At 57.8% G+C, this 26,653-nt stretch carries 25 protein-coding genes and 1 tRNA gene; 4 read left to right on the forward strand and 22 right to left on the reverse strand.

Annotated elements, in window-relative coordinates:
• The first annotated feature begins 180 nt into the window (after positions 1-180).
• From ACVDHE_RS13910 to asnA, 3 genes are all read left to right on the forward strand, one after another.
• Entirely contained in the window at positions 181-1,107 is a 927-nt protein-coding gene (locus tag ACVDHE_RS13910) for a DDE-type integrase/transposase/recombinase (protein WP_418724639.1), read from the forward strand.
• A 202-nt stretch (positions 1,108-1,309) separates the two neighbouring features.
• Positions 1,310-2,800 (forward strand): glutamate--tRNA ligase, encoded by a 1,491-nt coding sequence (gltX, locus tag ACVDHE_RS13915; RefSeq protein WP_458884886.1) that lies wholly within the window; start codon positions 1,310-1,312, stop codon positions 2,798-2,800.
• A gap of 36 nt (positions 2,801-2,836) precedes the next feature.
• The gene (asnA, locus tag ACVDHE_RS13920; RefSeq protein ID WP_213038608.1) at positions 2,837-3,844 is read left to right on the forward strand and encodes an aspartate--ammonia ligase; all 1,008 of its coding nucleotides are present in this window, start codon (positions 2,837-2,839) and stop codon (positions 3,842-3,844) included.
• Between the two features lie 146 nt (positions 3,845-3,990).
• On the opposite strand, the gene ACVDHE_RS13925 is transcribed toward asnA, so the two are convergent.
• The 11 genes from ACVDHE_RS13925 to ACVDHE_RS13975 form a co-directional block, all read right to left on the reverse strand.
• Positions 3,991-5,196, reverse strand: a complete 1,206-nt coding sequence (locus ACVDHE_RS13925; protein WP_418726070.1) for an FprA family A-type flavoprotein — start codon at positions 5,194-5,196, stop codon at positions 3,991-3,993.
• Positions 5,197-5,395: 199 nt separating this feature from the next.
• Positions 5,396-6,097 (reverse strand): V-type ATP synthase subunit D, encoded by a 702-nt coding sequence (locus tag ACVDHE_RS13930; protein WP_213038610.1) that lies wholly within the window; start codon positions 6,095-6,097, stop codon positions 5,396-5,398.
• Positions 6,098-6,110: 13 nt separating this feature from the next.
• Complete coding sequence (locus ACVDHE_RS13935; RefSeq protein ID WP_213038611.1) at positions 6,111-7,499, reverse strand: V-type ATP synthase subunit B; 1,389 nt, start codon at positions 7,497-7,499, stop codon at positions 6,111-6,113.
• A complete protein-coding gene (locus ACVDHE_RS13940; RefSeq protein ID WP_458884887.1) occupies positions 7,496-9,268 on the reverse strand; it encodes a V-type ATP synthase subunit A in 1,773 nt (590 codons plus the stop codon). The genes ACVDHE_RS13935 and ACVDHE_RS13940 overlap by 4 nt, the downstream gene beginning before the upstream one ends.
• Before the next feature lie 451 nt (positions 9,269-9,719).
• Positions 9,720-10,037: a V-type ATP synthase subunit F gene (locus ACVDHE_RS13945; RefSeq protein WP_325227218.1), complete on the reverse strand. Its 318-nt coding sequence runs from the start codon at positions 10,035-10,037 to the stop codon at positions 9,720-9,722.
• A 15-nt stretch (positions 10,038-10,052) separates the two neighbouring features.
• Complete coding sequence (locus ACVDHE_RS13950) at positions 10,053-11,057, reverse strand: V-type ATPase subunit (RefSeq protein WP_458884888.1); 1,005 nt, start codon at positions 11,055-11,057, stop codon at positions 10,053-10,055.
• A 15-nt stretch (positions 11,058-11,072) separates the two neighbouring features.
• Positions 11,073-11,666, reverse strand: a complete 594-nt coding sequence (locus ACVDHE_RS13955) for a V-type ATP synthase subunit E (protein ID WP_458884889.1) — start codon at positions 11,664-11,666, stop codon at positions 11,073-11,075.
• 25 nt (positions 11,667-11,691) lie between these two features.
• On the reverse strand, positions 11,692-12,186 hold the full coding sequence (locus tag ACVDHE_RS13960; RefSeq protein ID WP_213038616.1) for a V-type ATP synthase subunit K: 495 nt from the start codon (positions 12,184-12,186) through the stop codon (positions 11,692-11,694).
• Between the two features lie 14 nt (positions 12,187-12,200).
• Positions 12,201-14,126, reverse strand: a complete 1,926-nt coding sequence (locus ACVDHE_RS13965; RefSeq protein WP_458884890.1) for a V-type ATP synthase subunit I — start codon at positions 14,124-14,126, stop codon at positions 12,201-12,203.
• Between the two features lies 1 nt (position 14,127).
• Positions 14,128-14,442: a hypothetical protein gene (locus tag ACVDHE_RS13970; protein ID WP_458884891.1), complete on the reverse strand. Its 315-nt coding sequence runs from the start codon at positions 14,440-14,442 to the stop codon at positions 14,128-14,130.
• A gap of 457 nt (positions 14,443-14,899) precedes the next feature.
• Complete coding sequence (locus ACVDHE_RS13975) at positions 14,900-15,514, reverse strand: hypothetical protein (RefSeq protein ID WP_418726093.1); 615 nt, start codon at positions 15,512-15,514, stop codon at positions 14,900-14,902.
• A gap of 152 nt (positions 15,515-15,666) precedes the next feature.
• On the opposite strand from ACVDHE_RS13975, the gene ACVDHE_RS13980 reads away from it, so the two are divergent.
• A tRNA-Arg gene (locus tag ACVDHE_RS13980) sits at positions 15,667-15,743 on the forward strand.
• Positions 15,744-15,874: 131 nt separating this feature from the next.
• Here ACVDHE_RS13980 and ACVDHE_RS13985 read toward each other — a convergent pair.
• From ACVDHE_RS13985 to deoD, 11 genes are all read right to left on the reverse strand, one after another.
• Entirely contained in the window at positions 15,875-17,095 is a 1,221-nt protein-coding gene (locus ACVDHE_RS13985) for a tyrosine-type recombinase/integrase (protein WP_458884892.1), read from the reverse strand.
• 19 nt (positions 17,096-17,114) lie between these two features.
• Positions 17,115-17,327, reverse strand: coding sequence for a helix-turn-helix domain-containing protein (locus tag ACVDHE_RS13990; protein ID WP_458884893.1), 213 nt, complete (start codon positions 17,325-17,327; stop codon positions 17,115-17,117).
• A gap of 430 nt (positions 17,328-17,757) precedes the next feature.
• Positions 17,758-18,630 (reverse strand): sugar phosphate isomerase/epimerase family protein, encoded by an 873-nt coding sequence (locus ACVDHE_RS13995; RefSeq protein WP_458884894.1) that lies wholly within the window; start codon positions 18,628-18,630, stop codon positions 17,758-17,760.
• Between the two features lie 6 nt (positions 18,631-18,636).
• Positions 18,637-19,428, reverse strand: a complete 792-nt coding sequence (locus ACVDHE_RS14000) for an HAD family hydrolase (RefSeq protein WP_458884895.1) — start codon at positions 19,426-19,428, stop codon at positions 18,637-18,639.
• Between the two features lie 69 nt (positions 19,429-19,497).
• On the reverse strand, positions 19,498-20,865 hold the full coding sequence (locus ACVDHE_RS14005; protein ID WP_458884896.1) for an extracellular solute-binding protein: 1,368 nt from the start codon (positions 20,863-20,865) through the stop codon (positions 19,498-19,500).
• A gap of 52 nt (positions 20,866-20,917) precedes the next feature.
• Positions 20,918-21,649: a carbohydrate ABC transporter permease gene (locus tag ACVDHE_RS14010; RefSeq protein WP_458884897.1), complete on the reverse strand. Its 732-nt coding sequence runs from the start codon at positions 21,647-21,649 to the stop codon at positions 20,918-20,920.
• 98 nt (positions 21,650-21,747) lie between these two features.
• Positions 21,748-22,659 (reverse strand): carbohydrate ABC transporter permease, encoded by a 912-nt coding sequence (locus ACVDHE_RS14015; protein ID WP_458884898.1) that lies wholly within the window; start codon positions 22,657-22,659, stop codon positions 21,748-21,750.
• Positions 22,660-22,679: 20 nt separating this feature from the next.
• The gene (locus ACVDHE_RS14020; protein WP_458884899.1) at positions 22,680-23,600 is read right to left on the reverse strand and encodes a nucleoside hydrolase; all 921 of its coding nucleotides are present in this window, start codon (positions 23,598-23,600) and stop codon (positions 22,680-22,682) included.
• Positions 23,601-23,931: 331 nt separating this feature from the next.
• Entirely contained in the window at positions 23,932-24,690 is a 759-nt protein-coding gene (locus tag ACVDHE_RS14025) for a DeoR/GlpR family DNA-binding transcription regulator (RefSeq protein ID WP_458884900.1), read from the reverse strand.
• Between the two features lie 89 nt (positions 24,691-24,779).
• Positions 24,780-25,868 (reverse strand): tetratricopeptide repeat protein, encoded by a 1,089-nt coding sequence (locus tag ACVDHE_RS14030; protein ID WP_458884901.1) that lies wholly within the window; start codon positions 25,866-25,868, stop codon positions 24,780-24,782.
• 47 nt (positions 25,869-25,915) lie between these two features.
• Entirely contained in the window at positions 25,916-26,647 is a 732-nt protein-coding gene (gene deoD / locus ACVDHE_RS14035; RefSeq protein WP_458884902.1) for a purine-nucleoside phosphorylase, read from the reverse strand.
• Positions 26,648-26,653: the final 6 nt, after the last annotated feature.

The raw sequence follows: 26,653 nt of genomic DNA on the forward strand, positions 1-26,653 counted from the left end.
CTAATATAGTATATCACAAAGCCTGAAAAAGTGCAACGGATAAAACGCACATCCGCATGTGGAGTGTGTAGGACTACAATACATATTGGACAAGTGAATAAAAAAGGATGAAGGATAAGGCCTCATCGGTTAAAGTTGGAGTTGCAGACAACAACTGAACGAGAGGGGGCCATATCCTTCATGAGCAAGAGTATAACACAGGACATGGCATACAGGCAATCCCTGATGAAGTACGCGGAGAAATATGGAGTAGCTAAAGCCAGCCGGAAGTACAACAAAAGCCGGTCGTACATCTACTTCTGGAAGAACCGCTGGGATGGTACACCGGGATCCCTGGCCTGCCAGTCCCGGCGGCCCCACCACCATCCCAACCAGCACACACAGGCGGAGCTGAAGCTGATCCGGGACCTGCGCCGCAGGAATCCCAACCTTGGCATGGTGGAGCTGTGGCACCGGTTGCGGCAGCGGGGCTATACCCGCCGCCCGGAGAGCCTGTTCCGTGTCATGCGCAAGCTGGGGTTGTTTCCTGCGGCCGAGAAGAAGAAAGCATACAAGCCAAAGCCCTACCAGCAGATGACCTATCCCGGCCAGCGTGTCCAGGTGGATGTGAAGGTGGTGCCCCGCCGCTGCGTCGCCGACCCGGAGCTGCGCCTGTTCCAGTACACCGCTATTGACGAGTTTACCCGTCTGCGCTTCCTGGCCGCCTATCCCGAGCAGTCCACCTTTTCCTCCGCTGATTTTCTAAGAAAGCTGGTCCGCTGGTATGCCCGCCGGGGCATCCGGGTGGAATGCGTCCAGACCGACAATGGCCCAGAGTTTACCAACCGCTTCCTCACAGGTAGACAAGACAGCCCTTCCCTATTTGAGAAAACTGCCGCCGAGCTTGGCATCCGCCACAAGCTCATCCGTCCCTATACCCCACGCCACAACGGCAAGGTGGAGCGCAGCCACCGTGAGGACCAGAAACGCTTCTATTCCTGCCACAGCTTTTATTCCCTGGATGACTTCGCAAAGCAGCTCGCCGTTCACAACCGCCGCTCCAACAACTTCCCCATGAGGCCCCTCAACTGGTGTTCCCCCTTAGAGTTCGCCGTCCAATATGTTTGACAAACCTACATAAAACGCACATCCGCATGTGGAGTGCTTCGGTGCGGAGGCCTCTGCGCCCATCCCGCCGAAATCTCTGGTAAGCCGCAAAAATCCCAGGGCGATCTCGGAAAAACCCGCGCATCAGCCTTGACATTCCAGGGAAATCCATAGATAATGTAGGTTGTTGTTTTGCGTGAATTTTTTGATCGGAGGTACATTCATGGCAATGGACACCGCTTTTTTTGACCAGATGGAAGCCCGCATCCCCAAGGGGAAGGTCCGCACCCGCTTCGCCCCCTCCCCCACCGGCTATATGCACGTGGGCAATCTGCGCACCGCCCTGTACACCTGGCTGATCGCCCGGCACGCCGGCGGCACCTTCATCCTGCGCATCGAGGACACCGACCAGGGCCGCCTGGTGGAAGGCGCCACCGACGTCATCTACCGCACCATGGCCGAGTGCGGCCTGACCCACGACGAGGGCCCCGATGTGGGCGGCCCCGTGGGCCCCTATATCCAGTCGGAGCGCCGGGACCTGTATCTGCCCTACGCCAAGCTCCTGGTGGAGAAGGGCGCGGCCTACTACTGCTTCTGCGAAAAGACCGAGTCCGAGGAGGACAGCGGCGACTTCTCCCGGGGCGACGACCCCTGCCGGGACTTAAGCCCCGAGGAGATCCAGGCCAACCTGGCCGCCGGCAAGCCCTGGGTCATCCGCCAGCGGATCCCCCACGAGGGCACCACCACCTTCCACGACGTGTCCTTCGGGGACATCACCGTGGAGAACAAGACCCTGGACGACCAGGTGCTGCTGAAGCGGGACGGCCTGCCTACCTACAACTTCGCCAACGTCATCGACGACCACCTCATGGGCATCACCCACGTGGTCCGGGGCAGCGAGTACCTCTCCTCCGCCCCCAAGTACAACCTCCTCTACGAGGCCTTTGGCTGGGACATCCCCACCTACGTACACTGCTCCCCCGTCATGCGGGACCAGCACAACAAGATGAGCAAGCGCCACGGCGACCCCTCCTACGAGGACCTGCGGGACCAGGGTTACCTGACCGACGCCATCCTCAACTACGTGGCCCTGCTGGGCTGGGCCCCCAAGGGGGAGCTTGGCGAGCAGGAGATCTTCTCCCTGGATGAGCTGGTGAAGGCCTTCGACATCGCCGGCATCTCCAAGTCCCCGGCCATCTTCGACATGGACAAGCTCACCTACTTCAACGCAACCTATCTCCGCGCCCTGGCGCCGGAGGCCTTTGCCAAGGTAGCGGAGCCCTATATCCGTGAGAGCGTAAAGAACCCCGCCATCGACGCCGCCGCTGTGGCGGCCCTGCTCCAGGCCCGGTGCGAAAAGCTGACAGAGATCCCCGAGAAGGTGGACTTCTTCGACGCCCTGCCGGACTATGACGCGGCCCTCTTCACCAACAAGAAGTCCAAGACCGACGCCGAGGTCTCCGCCCGGATGCTCCAAGCCGCCATCCCCGCCCTGGAGGCCCTGTCCGACTGGACCCAGGACGCCGTCCATGACTGCCTGATCGCCCTGGCCGAGTCCATGGGCGTGAAGAACGCCACCCTCATGTGGCCCGTGCGGATCGCCGCCGCCGGCAAGCAGGTGACTCCCGGCGGCGCCGTGGAGATCTGCCACATCCTCGGAAAGGAAGAGGTCCTGCGCCGCCTGCGGCTGGGCCTTGAAAAGCTGGGCGCCTGAGCCCATCAAACCACATTCAGAAAGGACCCTCCATCTATGAGCAAGATCACCATTCCCGCCGGTTACCGGATGCCCCTGACCAACAACGAGCTCCAGCGGGCCATCGAGCTGATCCACCAGGAGTTCCAGCACAGCCTGACCGTGCGGCTGAACCTGCACCGGGTCTCCGCCCCCCTGTTCGTGGACGGCAAGACCGGCCTCAACGACGACCTCAACGGCGTGGAGCGCCCTGTCACCTTCGACGTGCCCGACGTGGGCACCGACGGCCAGGTAGTCCACTCCCTGGCCAAGTGGAAGCGGCTGGCCCTCAAGCGGTACGAGTTCAAGCTGGGCACCGGCCTCTACACCGATATGAACGCCATCCGCCGGGACGAGGAGGTGGACAACCTCCACTCCATCTACGTGGACCAGTGGGACTGGGAGAAGCACATCGACCCCCAGAACCGCAACCACATCTATCTGCGGGAGACCGTGCGGGACATCGTGGGCGCCATCTGCGACACCTCCGCCGCGCTGCGCAACGCCTTCCCCGTCCTGACCTTCAAGCCGGACCGGGACGTGTACTTCATCACCACTCAGGAGCTGGAGGACCGCTTCCCCGACCTGACCCCCAGCGAGCGGGAGACCGAGATCTGCCGCAAGCACCACACCGTGTTCCTCATGCAGATCGGCGGCAAGCTCCGCTCCGGCAAGCCCCACGACGGCCGTGCCCCGGACTACGACGACTGGACCCTCAACGGCGACATCCTCATGTGGAACCCCGTCCTCCAGCGGAGCTTTGAGATCTCCTCCATGGGCATCCGGGTGGACGAGGCCGCCCTGGACCGCCAGCTGACCGAGGCCGGCTGCGACGAGCGCCGGAAGCTCCCCTTCCACCAGATGCTCCTGAACGGCGAGCTGCCCCAGTCCATCGGCGGCGGCATCGGCCAGTCCCGTCTGTGCATGCTGCTGATCGGCACCTGCCACATCGGTGAGGTCCAGGCCAGCCTGTGGGACAAAGAGACCATGGAAGCCTGCGAGCAGGCTGGGATCACGCTGCTGTAAAGGTATTTTCCATCACAGAAAATCCGAGATCAAAGGCGCCTGACGCTTTCACGTCAGGCGCCTTTTCTGCCCTTCCGCTCCCCGCCGTCTCCCGGAAAAACATTGCCCCCGCCGGGAGACCGGCGGGGGCATTTTTGGATGTACGCTCAGTGGAGCAGCTCCTCGGCGATCTTGTCGGCCAGGGCCTCCAGGCTGCGGCGCTGGGCCTCCTTCACGGAGGATTTCAGCGTCACGGTGCCCTCCATGACCCGCATGTCCTTCATGGTGTCCAGGATGCCGGTCATCAGCCGGGCGGACTGGGCCGCCCAGGTGCCATTCTCGATCAGAGCCACGGACCGCTCCCGCAGGCCGTGGGACTTCAGATCCCGGATGAAGTCCTCCATGGGGGTGTAGATCTCGCCGTTATAGGTGGCGGAGGCAAACACCAGGTGGCTGCACCGGAAGGCCTCGCTGACGAGATAGGACACATCCGTGTGGGACACGTCGTACAGGGCGATGTTCTTCACGCCCTTCTGGGCCAGACGGCAGGCCAGGATGTCGGCGGCGTTCTCCGTATGGCCGTAGATGGAGCCGGAGAAGATGGCCACGGCCCGGTCCTCGGGAGCGTAGGTGCTCCAGGTCTGGTACTTGTCCACGAACCACTGGATGTTCTCACGCCAGATAGGGCCGTGCAGCGGGCACAGGCACTGGATCTCCACACCGGCGGCCCGCTTCAGCAGGGCCTGGACCTGGGCGCCATACTTGCCCACGATGTTGGTGTAATACCGGCGGGCATCGTCCAGCCAGTCCCGCTCGAAGTTCACCTCGTCGGCGAAGATGTTGCCGTTGAGGGCGCCGAAGGTGCCGAAGGCGTCGGCGGAGAACAGGGTCTTGTCGGTGGTGTCATAGGTCACCATAACCTCCGGCCAGTGGACCATGGGGGCCATCAGGAAGGTGAAGGTGTGGCGGCCGGTGGTGAGGGTGTCCCCCTCCTTCACCACGACGGTGCGGCCGGTCAGATCGCAGTCGAAGAACTGGCCGATCATGGTGATGGTCTTGGCATTGCCCACAACCTGGGCGCTGGGGAACCGGCACAGCAGCTGCTCCAGGGTAGCGCAGTGGTCCGGCTCCATATGGTTTACAACCACATAGTCCAGTTCCCGGCCCGCCAGAGCAAAGCACAGGTTCTCAAAGAACCGCTCGCCCACCGCCTGGTCGGCGGTATCCAGCAGGACGGTCTTTTCGTCCAGCACCAGGTAGCTGTTGTAGCTGACGCCCCGGGGAATGGGGAACACATTCTCGAACTTGGCCAGACGCCGGTCGGAAGCGCCCAGCCACAGCAGGTCCTCATGGATATTCTGTACGCAGTACATGGTCGTTTTCTCTCCTTTTCAGCGGAAATCACGCGCAAATGCGTTGTTGCCTAACAGAAATACACTACACCGGTTTTTCTGTTTCGTCAAGACTTCTTTATCTCCATCTCCCCAGTTTGCGGGAAAGAGGCAGGGAAAAACGGGGTCCCTGCCGGGACCCCGTCTCTGGGTCTTTGCGGAACGGCGCGCGCCGGGAGGATCAGACCTCCTGGGCTCCGCCGAAGGCTTTGACCGCCTCCTCGCTGGCCTCCCGGCGCTCCTCGATAGCCTCCTTGAGGAGCATATCCTTGACTTTCATCAGCCGGGTGGTGGTGGCGCGGTCGTTCTCATCCAGTTTCATGGTGATATACCGGATGGCATCCTGGGTGTCGGGGATCATCACGTACTCCAGCGCGTTGACCCGGCGGCGGGTCTTTTCGATCTCCTCCGCCATCAGCTGGGCGGACTTCTCGATCTCCGCCAGCTTCAGCATCTTCTGGAACACCTTCCCCAGGGCGTCCACGGCGGCGTCCAGCTCGCCGGAGGTAGCCGCGAAGCCGTAGGGGTAGATGTCAGAATCCGACTTGGTCTTGGTCTGGAAGTGATACACCGGCACGTTGACGGACATGATGTTCTGGGTGGTCTGGGTCAGCTCCACGCTCTGCTTGGGATAGAGCAGGGCCTGCTCCAGAGCCTCGGAGCTCATGAGGGCGGAGGCCACGGTGAAGGAGTTGTGGACCTTCATCAGTTCCTCCTCCACCTCGGCGCGGAGGGCGCGGACCTCCCGGACGGTGTCCAGGAACTGCTTCATCAGCTCATCCCGCTTGTCCTTGAGCAGCTTGTGGCCCCGCTGGGCCGTGCGCAGCTTGCCCTTGAGGCGGGTGAGCTCCATACGGGTAGGGCTTACCGTGATATTCGCCATGGCTCACCCCTCCTTACTTCTGCTCGTCTTTTTTCGGCCAGTATCTCTCGATCAGTTCCGGCTTGATCCGCTTCAGCTCCGCCTTGGGCAGGATGCTGAGGAGCTCCCAGCCCAGGTTCAGTGTCTCTTCGATGGAGCGGTTCTCCTCGTAGCCCTGGTTGACGTAGCGGCGCTCAAACTCGTCGGCGAATTTGGCGTACAGCAGGTCCGTGGGGGTCAGGGCGGCCTCGCCCAGAATGCTCATCAGCTCCTTGTTGTCCTTACCGGTGGAGTAGGCGGCGAAGAGCTGGTTCATGGTGTCGGCGTGGTCCTCCCGGGTCTTGCCCTTGCCGACGCCCTTGTCCTTCAGACGGCTCAGGCTGGGCAGCACGTCCACCGGCGGGTGAATGCCCTGGCGGTACAGTGCGCGGGAGAGGATGATCTGGCCCTCGGTGATATAGCCGGTCAGGTCGGGGATGGGGTGGGTCTTGTCGTCCTCGGGCATGGTCAGAATGGGGATCAGGGTGATGGAGCCGGGGTTGCCCAGCCGGCGGCCGGCGCGCTCATAGAGCGTGGCCAAGTCGGTGTACAGGTAGCCGGGGAAGCCGCGGCGGCCCGGGACCTCCTTCTTGGCGGCGGAGACCTCGCGCAGGGCCTCGGCGTAGTTGGTGATGTCGGTCATGATGACCAGCACGTGCATGCCCTTCTCAAAGGCCAGATACTCGGCGGCGGTCAGGGCCATACGAGGGGTAGAAATACGCTCGACGGCCGGGTCATTGGCAAGGTTCGAGAACAGGACGGTACGGTCGATGGCGCCGGTGCGGCGGAACTCGCTGACGAAGAACTCCGACTCCTCGAAGGTGATGCCGATGGCGGCGAACACCACGGCGAAGTTGGAGGCGTCGTCCCCCAGCACCTTGGCCTGGCGGGCGATCTGGGCCGCCAGATTGGCGTGGGGCAGGCCGGAGCCGGAGAAAATGGGCAGCTTCTGGCCGCGGACCAGGGTGTTCAGACCGTCGATGGTACTGACGCCGGTCTGGATGAACTCGTTGGGGTAGTCACGGGCGGCCGGGTTCATGGGCAGGCCGTTGATGTCCCGGTACTCCTCGGGCAGGATGTCGGGGCCGCCGTCGATGGGCTGGCCCATGCCGTTGAACACGCGGCCCAGCATGTCGCCGGACACGCCCAGCTGCAGCGGGTGGCCCAGGAAGCGGACCTTGGCGTCGGCCAGGTTGATGCCGGCGGCAGACTCGAACAGCTGGACCACAGCGGTGTCGCCGTTGACCTCCAGCACCTTGCCCCGGCGGATGGATCCGTCGTGGAGCTCCACCTCGACCAGCTCGTCGTAGGTGACGTTCTCCACCATGCGGACCATCATCAGAGGACTGACGATCTCCTCTACGGTTCTGTATTCACGGATCATAACTCGTCACCTCCCTGAGCGATCACATCGGCGATCTGCTGCTCCATCTCGGCCTGGATCTGGGCGTAGGCCTGCTCGTACTCCTCCACGGGCACGCTCTTGGCGCGGCCGATCTTCTCACGGGCAGGGATGTCGAAGAGCTTCATGACGGCGGCGCCCTTGGCGATGGCGTCCCGGCACAGCGTCTCGTAGCGCAGGATCATTGCCAGCAGCTTCTCCTGCCGGTCGTAACTGGAGAAGCCGTCGATATCGGTGAAGGCGTTTTGCTGCAGGAAGTCCTCGCGGACCATCCGGGCCACCTCCAGGGTCAGCTGGTCGGCGGGAGACAGGGCGTCCTTGCCCACCAGCTGGACGATCTCGTTGAGGCTGGCCTCGTTCTGCAGGATGCTCATGGCGCGGCCGCGGTTGGCCATGAAGGCCTCGCCCAGATTCTCGTCAAACCAGGGCTTCAGGGAGTCCAGGTACAGAGAGTAGGAGTTCAGCCAGTTGATGGCCGGGAAGTGGCGCTTGTAGGCCAGAGAGGAGTCCAGGGCCCAGAACACCTTGACGATCCGCATGGTAGCCTGGGAGACGGGCTCAGAGAGGTCGCCGCCGGGAGGCGACACGGCGCCAACGGCGGTCAGGCTGCCCCGGCGCTCGTCGGTGCCGATGCACTCCACGGAGCCGGCGCGCTCGTAGAACTGGGCCAGACGGGAGGCCAGGTACGCGGGGTAGCCCTCCTCGCCGGGCATCTCCTCCAGACGGCCGGACATCTCGCGCAGGGCCTCGGCCCAGCGGGAGGTGGAGTCGGCGATGACGGCCACGTCATAGCCCATATCTCGGAAGTACTCCGCAATGGTGATGCCGGTGTAGACGGAGGCCTCACGGGCGGCCACGGGCATATCGGAGGTGTTGGCGATCAGCACGGTCCGCTTCATCAGCGACTCGCCGGTGCGGGGGTCCTTCAGCTCCGGGAACTCGCGCAGAACGTCGGTCATCTCATTGCCGCGCTCGCCGCAGCCGATGTAGATCACGATGTCCACGTCGGACCACTTGGCCAGCTGGTGCTGCACCACGGTCTTGCCGGAGCCGAAGGGGCCCGGCACGGCGGCAGTGCCGCCCTTGGCGATGGGGAACATGGTGTCGATGATCCGCTGGCCGGAGCACAGGGGCCGCTTGGGGGGATACTTGTGCTTGTAGGGACGGCCCACGCGGACGGGCCACTTCTGGCTCATGGTCAGGGGCACGTCCTTGCCGTCGTCGGTAGTCAGCACCGCCACGGTCTCCCGCACGTTGAAGGAGCCGCTCTGGATGCTCTTGATGGTGCCGCTCAGGGTGGGAGGCACCATGATCTTGTGGAGCACCACCGGCGTCTCGGGGACGGTGCCGATGATGTCGCCGCCCGTCACCTTGTCGCCCACGGCGGCAGTGGCGGTGAACTCCCACTTCTTCTCCTGGTCCAGGGCGGGAACTTCCACGCCGCGGGTGATGCAGGCACCCACCTTCTCCACGATCTTCTCCAGGGGGCGCTGGATGCCGTCATAGATGCCCTCGATCATGCCGGGGCCCAGCTCCACGCTCATGGGGGCGCCGGTGGTCTCCACCACGGCGCCGGGTCCCAGGCCGGAGGTCTCCTCGTAGACCTGGATGGAGGCGGAGTCGCCCTTCATGGTCAGGATCTCGCCGATCAGCCGCTGGGGGCCCACACGGACCACGTCGGACATATTGGCGTCCTTCAGGCCCGTGGCCACGACCAGCGGTCCGGATACTTTCACAACTTTACCGCTCAATACAAATACCTTCTTTCAGGATAGATTCGCCAGAAAGAATTGGGAAACCGGTCCTCCCCCTCCCCCGCTCCGCGCCCAGCGGAAGGGGGCCAGGGGAAACCAAAGGGTCTCCACCGTTGCGGCGCTGCGATCCCCGGCCCCGTTGGGGCCGCCGATCGCGCCGCTGCCTCGAAAACGGCTCGCTTCATCCGCCGCCGGCGGCGCTTCGCCGTTTTCCCCGGTTGATTTGCCTTCGGCAAATCAAAAAATCAAATCATTTTCGCCGCGACAGCAAGTGCGTCTCCTCGCGGCACAGCCGCTGCGGTCTCCGCTGAAAATATACCACCGGCATATTTTCTTCACGCTGCGGCGTGGCGAAAATTCCGCGCCCCGTGCGCCCCCGGGGCGCACACACCAGTCCGCAGACTGGTGGTGGGGGTCCTCAAGGGGGAGCCTGCTCCCCCTTGACGTCTCAGAGGATGTCCGCGCCTACCGCCCGCTCGATGGCCCGCTGGATGTTGGCCTTGCCGATGCCGAGAGAGCCCTCCCGGCCGGGGATCAGGATGATGGCGGGGCGGATCTCATCCTTGTAGTGGGAGATCACGTCCTCCATGTCCTTGGCCAGCTGCTCCGTCAGGTAGATCACCGCGCAGTTGGTCTTGGCCAGCTCCCGGATCTGCTCCCGGGCCTCCTCCACGGAGGTGACGGGGTAGGTGTCCAGCCCCAGGGCACGGAAGCCCATGACGGACTCCCAGTCTCCCACGGCTGCGATCTGATACGTTGTCGCCATACTTCTCACCCCGCCTTACACATAGCTGGCCCGGAGCCGGGAGCGGATCACGTCCGCCGGGAGCCCCGCGCCGCGCCCCATCAGGAGGATCCGCAGGTTGGTGTACTCCGTCTCCCGGGCGGCCAGGTAGCCGACCAGCGGCGCCTCGCCGAAGGGCACGTACTGGGCGCCGGCGAGATAGTCGCCCACCGCGTCGTCGCACAGCTTTTCAAATTCCGTCAGAGGACCGCCCCGCAGGGCCTCGGCCCCGGCCTCCGCCGCGGCGGCGAACCGGGTGGGTCCGTAGACCTCGTTCATGCCGCTGCCGCGGTTGGCGCTGAGGGTCAAAATGGCGTCGGCCGCCACCTCACCGCCCTCCATGAGCACGCCCCGGAGGAACTCCGGGCTCTTGCCCATGCGGACCGTCCGCACCAGGGCGCGGAGGTTGGCGGCGTCGATCTGAACGGCCACATAGCCCCGGAGGAAATCGCTGTTGACCTCCTCCGCCAGGGCCGCCATGTCAGCGTAGGTCCAGCGGTCCAGGGCGATGTCGCTGAGCTGGGGGTCGCGGGTTGTGTCCAGGATCTCCCGGGCCTCCGCCACCGCCGAGGCCAGCATGGGAGGCAGGCTGTCCAGTTCACCGGAGCGGACCGCCTCCTTCAGCACCGCCGTGCTCACCCGGCCCATGTCCATCAGCATCCGGTCGGCGCTGGTGCCCATGGCCTCGGCCTTCAGCAGGGCCTTGACATTGTGATAGTCGTATTTCAGTTTGAACAGCTCGATATACCTGGGCTCCGGAGCGCCGTCCATGACATCGGAGAGAGTGGCCTCCCGGGCGGCGGAGAGCGCCGCGTCCATGGCCTCGGGATCGGCGGCGTCCAGCTCACCGTAGCCGCACTCCTGGAGGATCTTGGCGGCCTCCTCGTCGGTTTTGGCCTCCAGGATCTGTTCCATCCGCTCCCGGGTCAGCAGCCCGGTCTCCATGGCCTTGACGCGGGCGGAGATCACCAGGTAATCGGTGTCCTTGATTTTTTTCGCCAAGACACTTCCTCCTTGTCAGGTGTCCGGGAACAGCTTCTTTGCCACCGCTCCCGCGGTCTCCGCCTTCTGCAGGCGCACCAGGGTATCGAAGGTGCAGTTGACCTCCACGTTGTTGTCCTTGAGAATAAAGCCGCCGGCAATGTTCCGGGTCTCCTGGGAGACGGTCAGGCCGCCCTTGGGCAGCTGCTCGTTGGCCTTGGCCACGGCGGCCTTGCCGGCCTTGTCCCGGTCCTCCGGAGAGAAGATGGCCTCCTCGGTGCCGGTGGCGGAGGCCTGGATCAGCAGCGCTGCCAGAACGGCTGTGTACTGCTCCTGGGGCATGGTCCGCAGCTTCTCCAGGGCCCGCTCATAGACCTTCTCCACCATTTCCTGCTTGGCGGCCAGGCCCACCTTCCGGGCTTCCATCTGGGCCACGCTGACCAGACGCTCTTCCCGCTCCGCGGCAGCTTTTTCACTGCGGGCAGCCAGGGCGGCGGCCTCAGCGTCCGCCTGGGTCTTGTACCGCTCGGTGATGCGGGCGGCCTCCTCCCTTGCCTGGGCGAGGATCCGGTCGATCTCCGCCTGGGCGTCCGCGTTGATCCGCGCCGTGATTTTTTCGATTCCGTTCATAAGCAATTCGCCTTTCTTCCGGCGCTTACTTGCTGATATTGATGATCATCAGCATGGAAGCCAGCAGAGACAGGATGGCGTAGAACTCCACGGTGATGCACAGCACCATGCCCTTGGACCAGTCGTCGGGCTTCTTGGCCAGGATGTTGATGGAGCCGGCGGCCACGCGGCCCTGGGCAATGGCGGAGAGCAGGCCGCCCAACGCCATGGGCAGGCACGCCACGAAGTACTGCAGGCCCTGCTGCACGGTCAGATCAGGCAGGCCGTCGCCGCCCAGCAGCCCCATGCGGAAAATGGCGAAGAACCACACCACCAGGCCGTACAGGCCCTGGGTGCCGGGGATGACCTGCAGGATCATGACCTTACCGAACTTGGAGGGGTCTTGGCACAGAAGGCCCGTGCCGGCTTCACCGGCGATGCCGGTACCCTTTGCAGAGCCAACGCCGGACAGAGCCGCCGCGAGACCGGCGCCCAGCAGCGCCAGAGCCAGACCGCCGAATGCATCAAAGAAACCGCTCATAATATTTTTCCTCCTCAGTCGTTTTGAATATCGACAAATTTTGTGTTGATCGCCAGGGGCCGGAACGGCTTGCCGCCGTCCTCGTAGAACTTACCGAAATACTCCAGGCACTGCAGGCGCAGATCGTGGACATAGCAGCCCAGCAGGTTCAGGGCGAAGTTCAGGGCGTTGCCCGCCATGGAGATGATGATAAAGACGACGATGTTGCCGGGGATGGCGCCCAGGGTGTTGAACACCTGGGCGATGACACTGCCGGCCAGCATCAGAGCCATCAGACGGGAATAGGACAGGATGTCGCCAAAGTACCCGGTGATGTGGTTGTACAGGGAGCCGAAGATGCCGGTGATCTTCCCCAGGCCTTTTCCGGTAATGATGGGGCCCAGCAGCACCATGGCGAGGCCCACGTACAGCACGATGGGGGTCACGCCCAGGGCCAGCAGTCCGCCGCCGGCAAAGACCACGAACCAGGTGATCTCCTCCCACACGGCGTCCACGACCTGTCCCTTTTTGAACTTCTGGACCATGCTGATCACCATGCCCGTGACGATCTGGACGAAACCCAGACACATGGCGCCCACCAGGATCATCAGCGTGTCGTTCAGCGGGGTGAACAGGGCCGGCAGGGCGAAGTCCTTGCCGGTGGTCAGCAGCACCACCTGGGTCAGGAAGTCTCCGAAGAAGCCGCCGGTGACAGCACCCATGATGAAGGTGCTGACGCCGCACAGGCCCATCAGGGAGAACAGGTGGCCCATGGTGCCCTTGGGGTGATATTTCTTCGTCACCAGCACCGAGGCCAGGATCATCAGCAATCCGTAGCCCATATCCGCCATCATGATGCCGTAGAACAGAATGAAGAACGGCGCCATCAGCGGGTTGGGGTCCACATTGTCATAGGCGGGGAGCGAGTACATCTCCGTCACCATGTTCAGCGGCCGGGTCAGCGCGTTGTTTTTCAGCTGCACCGGCACCTTGGAGATCTCGTCCTCCGTGGGGTCCGACGCCTCCCAGGCGCAGCCCAGCTTGTCCAGCAGGGCGCCCACCTGGCTGAGCTTTTCCGCCGGGGCCCAACCCTCGAAAAAGAGGATGGTGCCGTCGGTCAGCAGCCGCTCGCTGTTCTGGTCCTTGGCCGCCTCGGCCGCCAGCCGGTCCACATAGACACGCAGGGCGTCCCGGGCGCCGGCCTGGGACACGATGGCCGCGGTGGCCGCCTCCTGCTGCTTCCGGTTCTCCGCGATCTCGCCATCCAGCTGCCGCAGGTTCTCCTCCGGCGTACCGGTGAGGCCCTGAAAGGCGGTGGCGCTGAACCCGAAGGGCCGCAGCTGCTCCAGCGCCTGCTCCTCCTCCGCCTTATGGCAGATCAGCAGGCAGTAGCGCTGCTGCTTGTCGGCGCTGATCTCCAGCATCTGGGCGGCGGTGTCCGCCAGGGCCGTCTGCACGGCGGTCATATCCGTGGATCCGGGACACACCATCAGGCGGAACACGGCGTGTTCACTGCCCTGGAGTTCCAGGGGCATGTCCAGAGCCCGCCAGGGCTCCAGCCCCGCCTGGCGGGACAGCAGACGGCTCTCCTCGCCTTGAAGGCGGGTCAGCGTCTGGAGCTGCTGCCCCACTTCCCGGCTGACCGTCTGGGCCTGCTCCACCGTGCCGCTGCCCAAAAACTCCTTTTCGGAGATGGGGTGGCGCTTGATGAATACGCCCTCCTTCAGCTGGGCATAGCGCTTGATGGCCGCCAGGGCGGTGTTCACGTCTCCGATCTCCACCTTGGTGGCAGAGAGGCCGGAGCTCTCCCGCTGCATCAGAGCGGACCAGGCCGGGGCGGACAGCTTTTCATCCGGCTCGCTGATCTCAAGGCACCCCAGCCGCAGCAGCTCCCGGAGCAGTTCCTCCCGTCGGTCGGCCATGGCGATGACCCGGAGCTTTTTCATTTTTACAATGGCCATCTCAGTGATTCACAACCCTTCCGACAATAAACTCGGCTGCCTCCTCCAGATGCTTGCCGGCCTGCGTCCGCAGTGCGGCCGCCTCCGCCTCCGCGTCGGCGGCGATTTTGGCGGAACGCTCCGCTGCTCTCGCCTCCGCCTGCTTGAGCTGGGCGGCGCCGGTCTCAGCGGCCTTGGCGCGCACCTGCTGCAAGAGCGCAAGCCCCTCCCGCTCCGCGTCGGCAATGATCTTTTTCGCCTCCGCTTCCGCGGCAGACTTGCGCTCCCGGGTCTCGGTCTCCACCTGTGTGACTTTCTCAATGACTTCCAGGGACATCCATTTTCACCTTCTCTCCGTAAATAAAGATAGGGGGTTCCGGGCGGATCTTCTGCCATTGGTATACGCTTGTGCCGGCCGCCTGCGGCCGGCTGCGCCGCGCTTCTCCCCGCCCCTGCGGCGCACTGACCCACTGTTAAGATTTAATTAATTGAATTCAGTATAGGGCAGGCTCCCTTCCTTTGCAAGGAAATTTTGCCGGATGGACCCGGTTTCTTCTTTTTGCACAAAGATCGGGTAAGATTTTTTGTCGATTGAACGCAAACGTGTGCGTAAATTAATGCAAACGTGTGCGATACTATCAAAAGTTTCCTTTTTGTTTTATTTTTAACAGGCTTGTCCACCCCTATGCAGCGAAGGCCAAAATTTTTTGTTTTACCTTACTTTTTTTCATTTTTCGGAGAAAAAAGCACAGCGGGGCCAGGTGGTTCACCCGGCCCCGTTGCCTTATTCTCATTCACTTGTTCCCGGTGGACACTGGCTCAAGCATCTGCTCCAGTTCCTTGAGCTCCAAGCCGGTCCGATCCATGGCCCGGGGCAGCTGGGAGAGCGTCACCTCAATTTTACGCAGCTCGGCATTGACGTGGGCGGCCGCGGTCTCAAACACGCCCATGGCCGTCTGGTACTGTGTCTGGAAAGTACCAGACGCCTGCCGCAGCTTGGTCAGAGTGGCACTTTCCAAAGCGGCTGCACGCTGGTGGGCCTCACACTCGATATCTCCAACCCGGTCCCGGAACTGAGCGTATGCCTGAGCCTCCGGCCGCAGGCGCTGGGCCTCGTCGGCCAGGGTCTGGAGGCGGTCCCGTTCCTGCTCCAATGCCTGCCGGGCGCTCTGCTCCCGGTTCAGACGCCGCTCCAGCTCCCGGCAGCGGTCCTCCGCCTCCCCCGCCCGGCGCTCCTGATCCGCAGCCTGGGTCTCCAATGCCTGAACCTTGGCACGCAGGCCGTCGAGTTCCTGCTGGAGCCGCTCCTGGAGCTCCGCAGCCTCCCGGGAGGACTGTTCAATGTAGCGGATGACGTCCTGCTTGTCAAACCCGCCAAAGGCAACGCTCTTAAAGGTGTTGTTTTCCATAAACCCACCGCTTTCCTGTATCGATACAATCTGTACTTTAGCACAAAGCCGCATCATTGACAAGGGTTTGAAAAAAAGCCAAAAAAAATGCAAAAAAACTCTTGCATTTTCAAAAGTAGTGTGCTAGTATAATTAAGCTGTCTGTGAGACACGCGCCCTTAGCTCAGCTGGATAGAGCGTCTGGCTACGGACCAGAAGGCCGGGGGTTCGAATCCCTCAGGGCGTACCAAAAAAGCCGCTGATTTCTTGGAAATCGGCGGCTTTTTTGTACTTTTTTGAGGTTGTCATTTTTTTGACCCATTATATGACCCATTAACCGAAAAATCCAATCGGAAATATTGGACATTTTTGCCTGTTTTTTTACATATTCATTTTCATGAACTGATCTATTTTATTTGCTGCGTCCTGCTGCATTTTGGGTGTGACATGTGTGTATGTGTCAAGAGTAAATCCGGAGGAAGTATGGCCCAGAATTCCCGACAGCGTTTTGATGTCTACCCCATTTTGCAGGGCCAATGTTGCGAATGTATGCCGCAGATCATGAAATCGACAGTCTTCTAAACCAGCTTCCTTTAACAGTTTTTTGTGTATCCTTCCGACTGCATCTGGATCATACATCATGCCAGTCACAGGGGACGGAAACATATATGGATTTTGGGGATGCTGGCTGTGTTCCTCCAGCAATAACTCCACAGTCTGTTCTGAAATCACTATTCGGCGGATGGAGTTTTTTGTTTTTGGCGGAGATACCTCTACTGTACCTTCTCTCCTGGACATTGTCTTCGTAATTGAAATGCTACATTGCTTTACATCCAAATCGCTCCAGAGCAGGGCAAGCAATTCTCCTTTACGCAAGCCGCTAGTCAATTCCAGATAAAACATTGGCAAAACATTATGATTAGCTGCTGCACGGAGATAAGATGAAATTTGATCCGGCTGGATCACTCTCATCTCCCTTCGTTCAACTTTGGGTGGTTTGCAATCATCGGTCGGATTCTTTGGGATGAGTCCCTCCTTTACTGCCTGATTAAAAAAGCAATGCAGCAGCATATGAATACTTCTTACAGTCTTAGCACTTAACCCTGGATCAAAGTTTCCCGGTTTTCGAATTTTTCCGTCTTTACGAAGATCCTGATAGAGCCGTTGAAGCTGAAGGCCTGTCAGATTCTCGATAGGTATTTGTCCAATTCTGGGGGATACAATATCCATCAGAAAATATTTGTATTGAATCTGAGTGCTTTTACGGAGGTTTGGTTTTGAGTAAATCTCATACCACACCCCGAGCCACTCACCAACTGTATACGTTTTGTTCTTTTCGTTGACTTGCCCTAAAGCATGTTGCGGTTCCATCTCGCTTACTTTGTCCACAAGGACCTTCTTCTCATGTGAGCGAGGATCTTCTTGCTGTACCTGCATGGCTTCGTGCAGTTTCTTTTTACATTCGATTTGTGTCTTTGCTAGAACGCTCCGGTATATGAATTTACCAGTTTCATCATCTCTACCGATTGTATAGCGCCCTTCCCATCTCCCATCTTTGCGTTTTCGGATGCTCCCTTCTCCACGTGCTCTTCTCCTCGTCATGACCGAATCCCCCTAATCGCTAAATAATCCCTTGGGAAACTCTTTCATCAATCCAGGAGATGAGCCTTTCTTTGGGAACGACAATACGACTGCCGACCTGCATGGCAGGAAATCTTTTTTGATGGGCGAGCTCATACGCACTGGAGCGGGAGATACTGAGGGCCATAGCCACTTGCGGGATCGTCAGCATAATCGGTAATTCATCGATTGATTTGAAGCATTGATTTGACAAGCTCCCAAGCTCCTTTCTTAAAATACGATATTTTAACTGTATTCCTGTTCCAAGGGGGCAAGGCATACTATACCTCGCCCCCGTAGAAAACACTCAGACAATGTCAAATTCTTTGAGAATCATTTCGCGGACATTTCCTTACTTTTGATAAATCACTATAATTATTTTGATAAACAGAGAAAAGGTTAACATATGAACCGGGAGCATATTATTCAGCAAGGCATTGACTGCTCTTTTCACTTATAGCAGTGGATAGAGTAGGAGCCTTACGAACAGCTGTAAGCTATCCGTAAGGCTCTGAATATAATGTCTCGAATTACATAGCAGATGGTTTATGAGCTCGACCAATTTTAACTCTAGCTTTTTTGTCAACCACCAGAAAAACAAGCCACAACTTACATTTAAACGCATTTGTTAATTGTTATTATGCTCATCCGAGATATAATCTCACCATATTCTCGCAGATTTTTCTGGCAAAATGAACGGCCTCTATCCACAGTTCCGGTGGCATCCGCAAGAGATAGTGCTGGACTTCCAAGGAAAATGGTCCGTCGTATTGGATATCTCTAAAAGCCTGCAAAACTTCCTCCCAATGGAGATTACCCGTGTAGGGAAGAATATGAATATTAGTTGGTCCTGTATCGTCGGAAATGTGGGTGGCCTTAATGTGAGTGCCCAGCAGGCGGATAGAGTCCCCCTGCGGGAGTTGTTCCACGCTGGCGTGCTCGATGTCCCAGCACACCCCCACGTTGGGACGGTCCACGTCCCGGACCAGCCGAAGCAATTCCTCCGCCTCCACAGCGTAAGGCCTGCCCCGGGGGTTCGCCCCAGACCACATGTTCTCGATGGCAATGCCCACGCCCAGCGGCGCAGCGAAATCCGAAAGGGCGGAGAAAAACGCCACGTTTTTCTCATGAGTGTCCGCTTCCGGCACACCATCTGCCATCCTGCAGGACGGATGCACTACCAGCCAGGGGATCTCCAGCATCTGGGCACCGTAAAAACTGCGTTTCAGTAGTTCCAGTCGGAACGCATAGTCCTCTCCCGGATTGCAGAAGTCCAGCAGACTGCCGTGACCTTGAACAAAGGTGATTCCCCGCTCCCGGGCCAGTTCCGCGCAGCGCCGGATTTTTTCGCGCCAGCCATTGCTACGAAATTCCTGAGAAAAAAAGCCAAGTTCTGCAAAGCCGAAATCCAAATAGTTAAATCCCGCCTCTGCGCAGATACGGATGCTTTCTTCTACAGGAACCGGTGGTTGACCTATCCGCTCGCACAGGATATTTGTGGAAGTGGAAACATACACCGTCCCTCACCTCCCACAGAACCGTTCCACTGCTTCGACTACTCCGTCGGTGTAGGACGCAATGCAGCAGTAGTCGGCGCAGCGTTTCACAGAATCTACCGCATTAGCCACTGCGGCGCCGATTCCTGCAGTCCGCAACAGTTCGTGGTCATTGGCATCATCTCCTACAGCCAGCGTTTCCGAAGGAGAGAGACCGAGAATAGTGCACAGTTCAAGAAGCCCGGACCCTTTATTGACGCCAGAGGCCACAATCTCGCAACCACTGCTACTGTAGAGGGAGATGGAATAGCGGTCCATAAGGGCCTTGACATGTGGAAGGAGTTCAAGAAACGCCGTGTCCTGTCCGTCTGCCATCAAGTTGACTTTTTCGGCGCTGCCCGGACCGGAGAAGGAGAATGAATACAGGGGGAAGACTTTTCCCGCCGCCCGCCGGGATCGTACCCAGTCTGTGTCAGAGAGAGCATATTCTGTGCCACCGGCGTAGAGCAGGACCGTGAGGCCCAGGGCCGCGCCCTGTTCCATCAAAGAGCGTAGCGGCCTCAGGGGAAAGGATCTGCGCAGAAGAACTGTATTCCCCTGCACAATCACAGCCCCGTTGCAGCAGACAATGGGATCCGTAAGCTTCATTCGCTGGGCAAAGCGCTCCACGGCGTAGGGAGGTCTGCCGGTAATGAAAGTGAAATGGACACCCTTTTTTCGTATGGCATCCATGGTAGCCACCGCCCGGTCGGAGATGGTTCGGTCCGGCGAAAGCAGGGTGTTGTCCAGGTCTGTTACGACCAGTTTGATGGGAGACATGAAGCACCTCAATTCTGATTGAAGTATGGGAACCGGGGCGGCAGATACCTGCCGCCCCGTCCCGCAGCCTTAGCCGTTGGCGGCGTGATACTCGTCCAGCGAGGCGTTGCACTGGGAGACGATCTGTTCCACTGTCTCATCCACCGTCAGGTTTCCCTGGCAGAACTCCAGCATAACGTCAGTAACAATGCCGTTGATCTCGTTGTAGGTCAGGTCCAGAGGCTCCTGGGCGTTGGGGCTGGCGGCCTTCATCTGGTCCAGGGCCACCTTGTACTGGGGGTGCTCCTCGTAGTAGGCCTGCATTTCGGGCAGATCCTCACAGGCGATGTTCACAGGGATATAGCCGGAGGCCATGGAGAAGGCGGCCTGATTCTCCGGGGAGACCAGGTATTCGATCACGTCCCAGGCAGCGTTGAGCCGGGCCTCGTCCCCGCGGTCGAAGATATTCAGGCAGCTGCCGCCCACCGCCGCGCCGCCGTTGTCATCGGCGCCGACCTTAGGCAGGAAGGCCGTCATGTACTGGCCGGGCATCAGGCTGTCCATGGTCCCCAGGCGGGAGGAGGACATGATCACCATGGCGGACAGCCCCTGGGCGAATTCCTCGTTGATGTTGTCCTCAATGTACTTGTAGCCGCCGGTCTCCAGCAGGGCCTGGAGCTTTTCCAGATACGCCTTCAGGGTGCCGTCCTCGCCGGCGACGATTCTGGTCATGGGGGCGGACCGGCCGCCCTCGTTGTCGCCGAAGAAGGCGTTTTCATCTTGGCTGACGCAGAACTCCACCAGTTGATAGCGCTTGGTCTGCATGTTCAGACCGTAGCGGGTCACGGTGCCGCCGTCCTTGACCGTCAGGGCCTTGGTGTACTCGATCAGTTCGTCCATGGTCTGGGGCGGCTCAGTGAAGCCGGCCTCCTCCAGCATGGCCGTGTTGTAGTACAGGAGCGGAATGGAGTTTGCAAAGGGGATGCCCACTATCTCATCCTGATAGGTGCAGCTTCTTTGCAGTGCGGAATAGAAGGTGTCCTTGGTGATCTCGCTGTCGCCTCCGCTCAGGAACGTCTCTGCGGGCACGGTCCAGTCCATCTCCATCATGGAGGGGATGGTGGAGGTCAGACCCACGTTGATATCCGGCGCATTGGCGGTGTCCTTGGTCTGATAAGCCAGAATGACCTTGTCCGTTCCGTCATAGCCCTGGTAGACCAGATCCACGGAGATCTGCTTTTCCTTTCCAGGACCGTTGTTGTAGGCGTCGATGATCTTCTCCAGCGCTTCGCCGGTGGCCCCGGAGAAACTGTGCCAGAACACCACGGTCACCGGTTTCCCGTCCGAATCGTCCCCGCCGCTGGAGGAAGGCTGTTTGCTGGAATTGCAGGCAGTCATACATGCCACTAATACCAGGCTAATAAGCAGTGCTACCAGCTTTTGAGTACGCTTTTTCATGAGAATCCTCCTTTAAATATTTGATATACGATTGTCAGTTCGATTACAAGCCTCATCCCTTGACAGAGCCTGCCATCATGCCGCCAACGACTTTCTTCTGGAATATCAAGAAGATCAGAACGGACGGCACCAGGATTGTGATGGCCGCCGCCATGACAGCCCCCGGACCGTAGCTGCTGCCCTCATTGACGTTCAGCATGGTGACAGCTACCTGGGCTGTCCGCATCTCGTCCACATTCGTCACCAGCAAAGGCCACAGATAGGTGTTCCAGGTGCCCACAAACGAAGAGATGAAAACGGTGGCAACCACCGGCATGCTGGAGGGCATGAGGATCCTGGCGTAGAACCGGAAATTGCCGCAGCCATCCACCAGAGCCGCATCCCGCAGGGTGCGGGAATAGGACATGAAGTTCTGCCGCATGATGAAGATGTTCATGGCGGAGATGAAGAACACCACCATCATACCGGTATAGGTGTTGATGAGGCCCAGTTCCGCGGTGGTGAAGTAGTTCTGGACGATCAGCACATCAGCCGGGATCACCATGCTGCCTACAACAAGATAAAAAAGAAGCCGCTTGCCTGGGTATTCAAAAAACGTGAAGGAAAAAGCGGCGAGGCTGGCCAGAACGATACGGACCAAACTGGAAACAAAGGCCACAATGAAGGAGTTCAGCATGAAGCGGAAGACCTTTGTATGCGTGAAAACGATCAGGTAGTTGTCAATGTACCGGAAGCTATTGGGGAAGATATGAAGCTCCTTCGTCAGGATCTCCGCCGGTTCCATGAAGGAGATAAAAAGCGCATAGAGAATCGGCGCAACGAGCAGGAGGCCGACAAAAAGCCGAAGGACGGCCCCAAGAATCTTGGCAAGCGCTTTCGGTTTCATGTGTCGTAGTTCACCTTCTTCCTTTCCAACAGCAGACTCAGCGCCATCAGAACAGAGGATAGGAGAAATCCGACCATGGTGGCGGCAAAGGCGGCGTTATAATTGGTTCCGGCGATACCCTTGCCGTAAATATAGGACATGATCGTCTCCGTGGTGCCGTTGGGGCCGCCGCTGTGGAACACGGGATAGGACAGGATCAGCGTGAAGCTGCACGTGGTCATGGCGTATGCGATGTCCTTGACCAGCAGGAAGAACAGGGTGGGAGAGACCATGGGGACGATCACCTTTATCAGCAGCTTCCGCCCTACGGCACCGTCGATCTGGGCGCTTTCCAGGACCTCCTCGCTGACACCCCGGAGGCCCGCCAGCAGGAAGATGAAGTTATAGCCGATGTTGGCCCAGATCTGAATGACGATCAGGCTCAGCAGCGCCGTCCGGGTGTCGGTCAGCCAGGAGATATTGGTGTGGAAGAGCTTATTCAAAATGCCCATGGAGGGGTTGTATACGAACTGGAACACCATGGCGATGACGGAGGCCGAGACCGCCATGGACAGCGCGTACATGGCCTCGTAGGCGGGGGAGAGCCGGGACCGCTTCCGGGCCAGCAGTGCCAGGAAGAAGCCGATGACGATGCTGACGGGGACGGTGGCCAGGACATACACAAGCGTATTTCCGATGGCCTGGAGGAACTTCTCGTCCGTCAGTACCCGCACGTAGTTGGCCAGCCCGGCAAACTCCCGGACTTCCCGGTATTTGTTCACGGTGAAGAAGCTGAGGACCACGTTTTTGATAAACGGATAATAAGTAAAGGTGATCAGGAAGACGAATGCCGGGATCAGATACAGATAGGGCTCGATCCGCCGCCCCAGCCGCATGGGACGGTCACCCTTTGCTGATAGTTTTCTCATGCTCTCTCCTTTCCCGCCAATCAGTTGTATCGGGACAGTTTTTCAAATAGGTCGCCCATGAGTTTGTCACGATTGATGCTGTATACATACCGAATAAAATGGCGGCGTTTGTCCTCACTGTACAGATAATCATAACTCATCACCGGGCTGTGTTCGAGCCGGTCAAGCATGAACGCACCGTCCAGCAGCCACGCAACCGCCGCCACGTCGGAGATGGGGCGGCTCCAGCACCGCTCCCCGCCGCAGCGCCGGGCTTCGTGCGCGGTCTTGTCGATGATGTAGTCACAGAAGCGGTTTTTTCCCCGGAGCCAATATTCCAGCTCCGGTTCCGTGGTGGTAAAGTGGTCCAGGACCCCTCTGCCCGGGATCAGTACCAGAGGCACTCCGCTGTTCAGCAGCACCCTCGACGCCGCCAGATCCTGACCGGCATTGAAGGAGCGGTTATCGTGCCAGTCAAAGCCCATACCGCCGACCCAGACCACGAAAATGCGGTCTTTCAGCTGGGGGCACAACAGCAGCGCCGATGCGATGTTGGTGCAGGCGGCAATGGCGATCACATAGAGGGGGCGCCTAGGCGAGTATCCCTCAGACAATCGGATGAGCTGCTGCACTGCCTCGGAATTCACCGGCACCGTCTCGCTTTCCAGAAAGCGCGCCGCGCCGCGGAACACCTGCGGGCCGTACTGTTTCCGGTCCAGCAGATCCAGGACATTGAAGATCTCCTGATAGCTGCGCTCCATACCGTCCTCTGGCCCATCCGAATGATGGTTATGAAAAGGCGCCGCTAGTATAGCCTGCAGCCGAAGCCGGTCCGCATATTGAAGAAGGTAGGCCAGGGCATACTGATCGTCCACCTCGTTGTACATATCCGTATCCAGGACAACATCTACTGGCTCCTCCGGACGCTTCAACCGCAGGATGGAAGTAGCGTAGTCATCCATAGTATTGGGATTGTTATCAGTAAACAAGTAGGGCCGCAGATGTTTCAAGTTGTACTCCCCCATTAATATTTTTTGTTTTAGCATTTAATTCTTTTGTATAATCAATTTTTCATTTATTAAATATAGTATATTGCACAATTTTTGCTGTATATTTCATTTTGATTTTGTTCTATAATATATTATGTAACAAGTATTTTCAACCATTAAATTTGGAAAACCAATTTTTTCTTACAAGTTGCACCACCACTATAATATTTCATTGTGCAAAAAGGCAAGGAGGTTGTCCTCCTTGCCTTTTGTAAATCTAAATTCAACTCATCATTTTCATGAATTAAGCTGATATAACAATGGTCTTCGATTTGTTTAATTTTTCTAACTGTTCTTCGGGAAAAATCGCATCCGTAATGATTCCTGTCACATCCTCAATCTTACAAACATGAAACAACGCTGTAGACGGAATTTTCTTTTTATTCACCAAGATATATGTTTCCTGAGCGCATAACATCGCTTGCCGCTGAAACAGCATATCATGCTCCTTATATGCTGTAACATTTAACTGATTATCAAACGCAGCAGCACTAAGAAACGCTTTATCTGCATGAAAATGCTTTAGCGCTTCGATAGTTTGAACTCCAAAACTATTCCCCTCTTCTGCATCAGTCTGCCCACCAAGCAAATATAGTTTTTCACACTTTTCCCCTAATTCAAGTAGCAAGGCAATTCTGATCGAATTCGTAATGATTGTAAGGGTTTGGAGTTTTTCTGGATTTTTTAAAAGTTCCGCACTTAGAAGAACGTTAGTGGTGCTACTTTCTATAATGATAGACTCGTTATCGCGTATCATATCGCATGCAGCAATTGCAATACATTTTTTTTCATCTTCTGCGATTGTTTTCCGAACTTGAAATGGGATAGAATCGGAAAGAGCTGCTCCGCCATGGATCCGCGTAATTTTCCCGCTATCACATAATTGGGCTAAATCTTTCCTTATAGTTTCTTTTGTTACTCCTAGCGCTGCCGAAAGCTGCGCAACTGACGCAGCGGACTCATAAGCAAGCATATTTAATATTTTTTTATGTCGATTCTCCATGTCGCCAGTCCGAGCCAAAGCAGCACCCCTCCATATCATTCTTACTTATTATCTGGTATGCGCAAAGAAAAGTATTAATCAAAATATCCTTATATTTTTGATAGTAAATCACAATAATATTTTGCTGCAAGATGATTTGACGGATTGAGCGTCAAAGCGTTTTGAAAGTCTACCAATGCATCGTCAATTCGCCCCCAATTTGCGTCAATTATTCCTTTGCTCAGATATATATCATCATTATCAGGAGCTAATCTCAAAGCCCTATCAATATCGCATGACGCTGCTCCATACTTACCGAGGAAAGCATAGGCATGTGCACGATTCAGGTACGCTAAAATATAATCGTTTTGTAGTTCGATTGCTCGGTTATAATCCTCAATTGCTTCTTGAAATTTTCCACTCTTTACATAGACTAGGCCACGATTACACCATGCATCAACATTTGAATCTTCCAATTTAATTGCTAAACTGTAATCAGCAATCGCTTCTTTAAAGTTTCCTGTATTGCCATACAGAAATGCTCGTTCACATAGCGCAGTGATATAATGGGGTCTTATTTCAATTGCCTTATTAAGATGGAGAATTGCATCTTCAAATCTATTTTCTTGTATTTCCACAAGGCCAAAACAAAAATAAAGTTCCGCTCTTTGAAACCCTAATTCTTCTGCTACAGTTAAATATTTGATAGCTTCGAAGTAATGCCTCCGAGTAATCAGGGAAAGCGCAAAACTAAACCATAGTTCCTTGCTAATGTTATTCCGATTACAACATTCAACGGCTTTTTTTATGAAGCAAACAACATCTTCAGTCTTGTCTTTGTTGGCAAAAATTCCTATGTTAAAAAAGCCATCTGTCGTTGTATTAGAAATACTCAATGCCTTCTGATAAAAGTATTCTGCTTCTTCCTTTCCTTGTAAATCTAAAACAACTGCCTTTCCATTATAATAATCTGAGTTTTGTGAGAAACGGTCAATTAGGCAATCTAGATGCTGAAGCGCCAAGTCATATTGCTTAGATGCATAACCAATCTTGGCCAAGACTTCGTGAATGATAAGGCTTGTGTTATTATCAGCCTTTTCTAAAAGGCTTTCGTATATTTTTTTAGCGCCTGAAAAGTCTTTTTGTCCAATCAAACTTTCACCTTTCGAAAGAACCCTAGATACAATATCATCTGTCATGTTTAATCCACCTTTCAGGCAGGCTTTCTCTCTTCTAATATCAGTTTTCAGCTTTCAACTGCATTCCAGGCGGTATCCAAGGCAATCTTCATCATCTCGTGGAAGGAGTCCTGCCGCTCCCGGGCGGAGAGGGACTCGCCGGTGAAGATGTGGTCGGAGATGGTCAGGATGGCCAACGCCCGCTTGCCCAGCCGCTGGGCGATCCAGTAAAGGCCCGCCGCCTCCATCTCCAGCGCCAGGATGCCGAACTTGCGGTACATCTCCCCGGCCTCGGCGTTGTCGTTGTAGAACTGGTCAGCGGTGAACACCTGGCCCACGTCCGCCCGGACGCCCAGTTTCTCCGCCGCCGCCACGGCGTCCTTCAGCAGGCCGTAGTCCGCGGTGGCGCACAGCTGGCCCGGGAAGCGGTACTGGTCGGCGAAGTGGGAGTTGGTGGAGGCGCCCAGGGCGATCACCACGTCCCGAACCTTCACGTTGTCCCCGATGCCACCGGCGGAGCCGATGCGGATAATGGTGTCCACGCCGAAGAACTGGTAGAGCTCATAGCTGTAAATGCCCACGGAGGGCACGCCCATGCCGTGACCCATGACGGAGATCTTCTTGCCCTTGTAAGTGCCGGTGTAGCCCAGCATGTTCCGGACCGTGTTGAAACACACGGGATTTTCCAGATAGTGCTCCGCCACGTATTTGGCCCGCAGGGGGTCGCCGGGCATCAGCACCGCCTTAGCGATGAGACCATCTTCCGCCGCGATGGAGGCGGAGGGGGATTCTTTTATCATTATAAC

It is taken from the genome of Dysosmobacter sp. Phy (assembly GCF_054476235.1).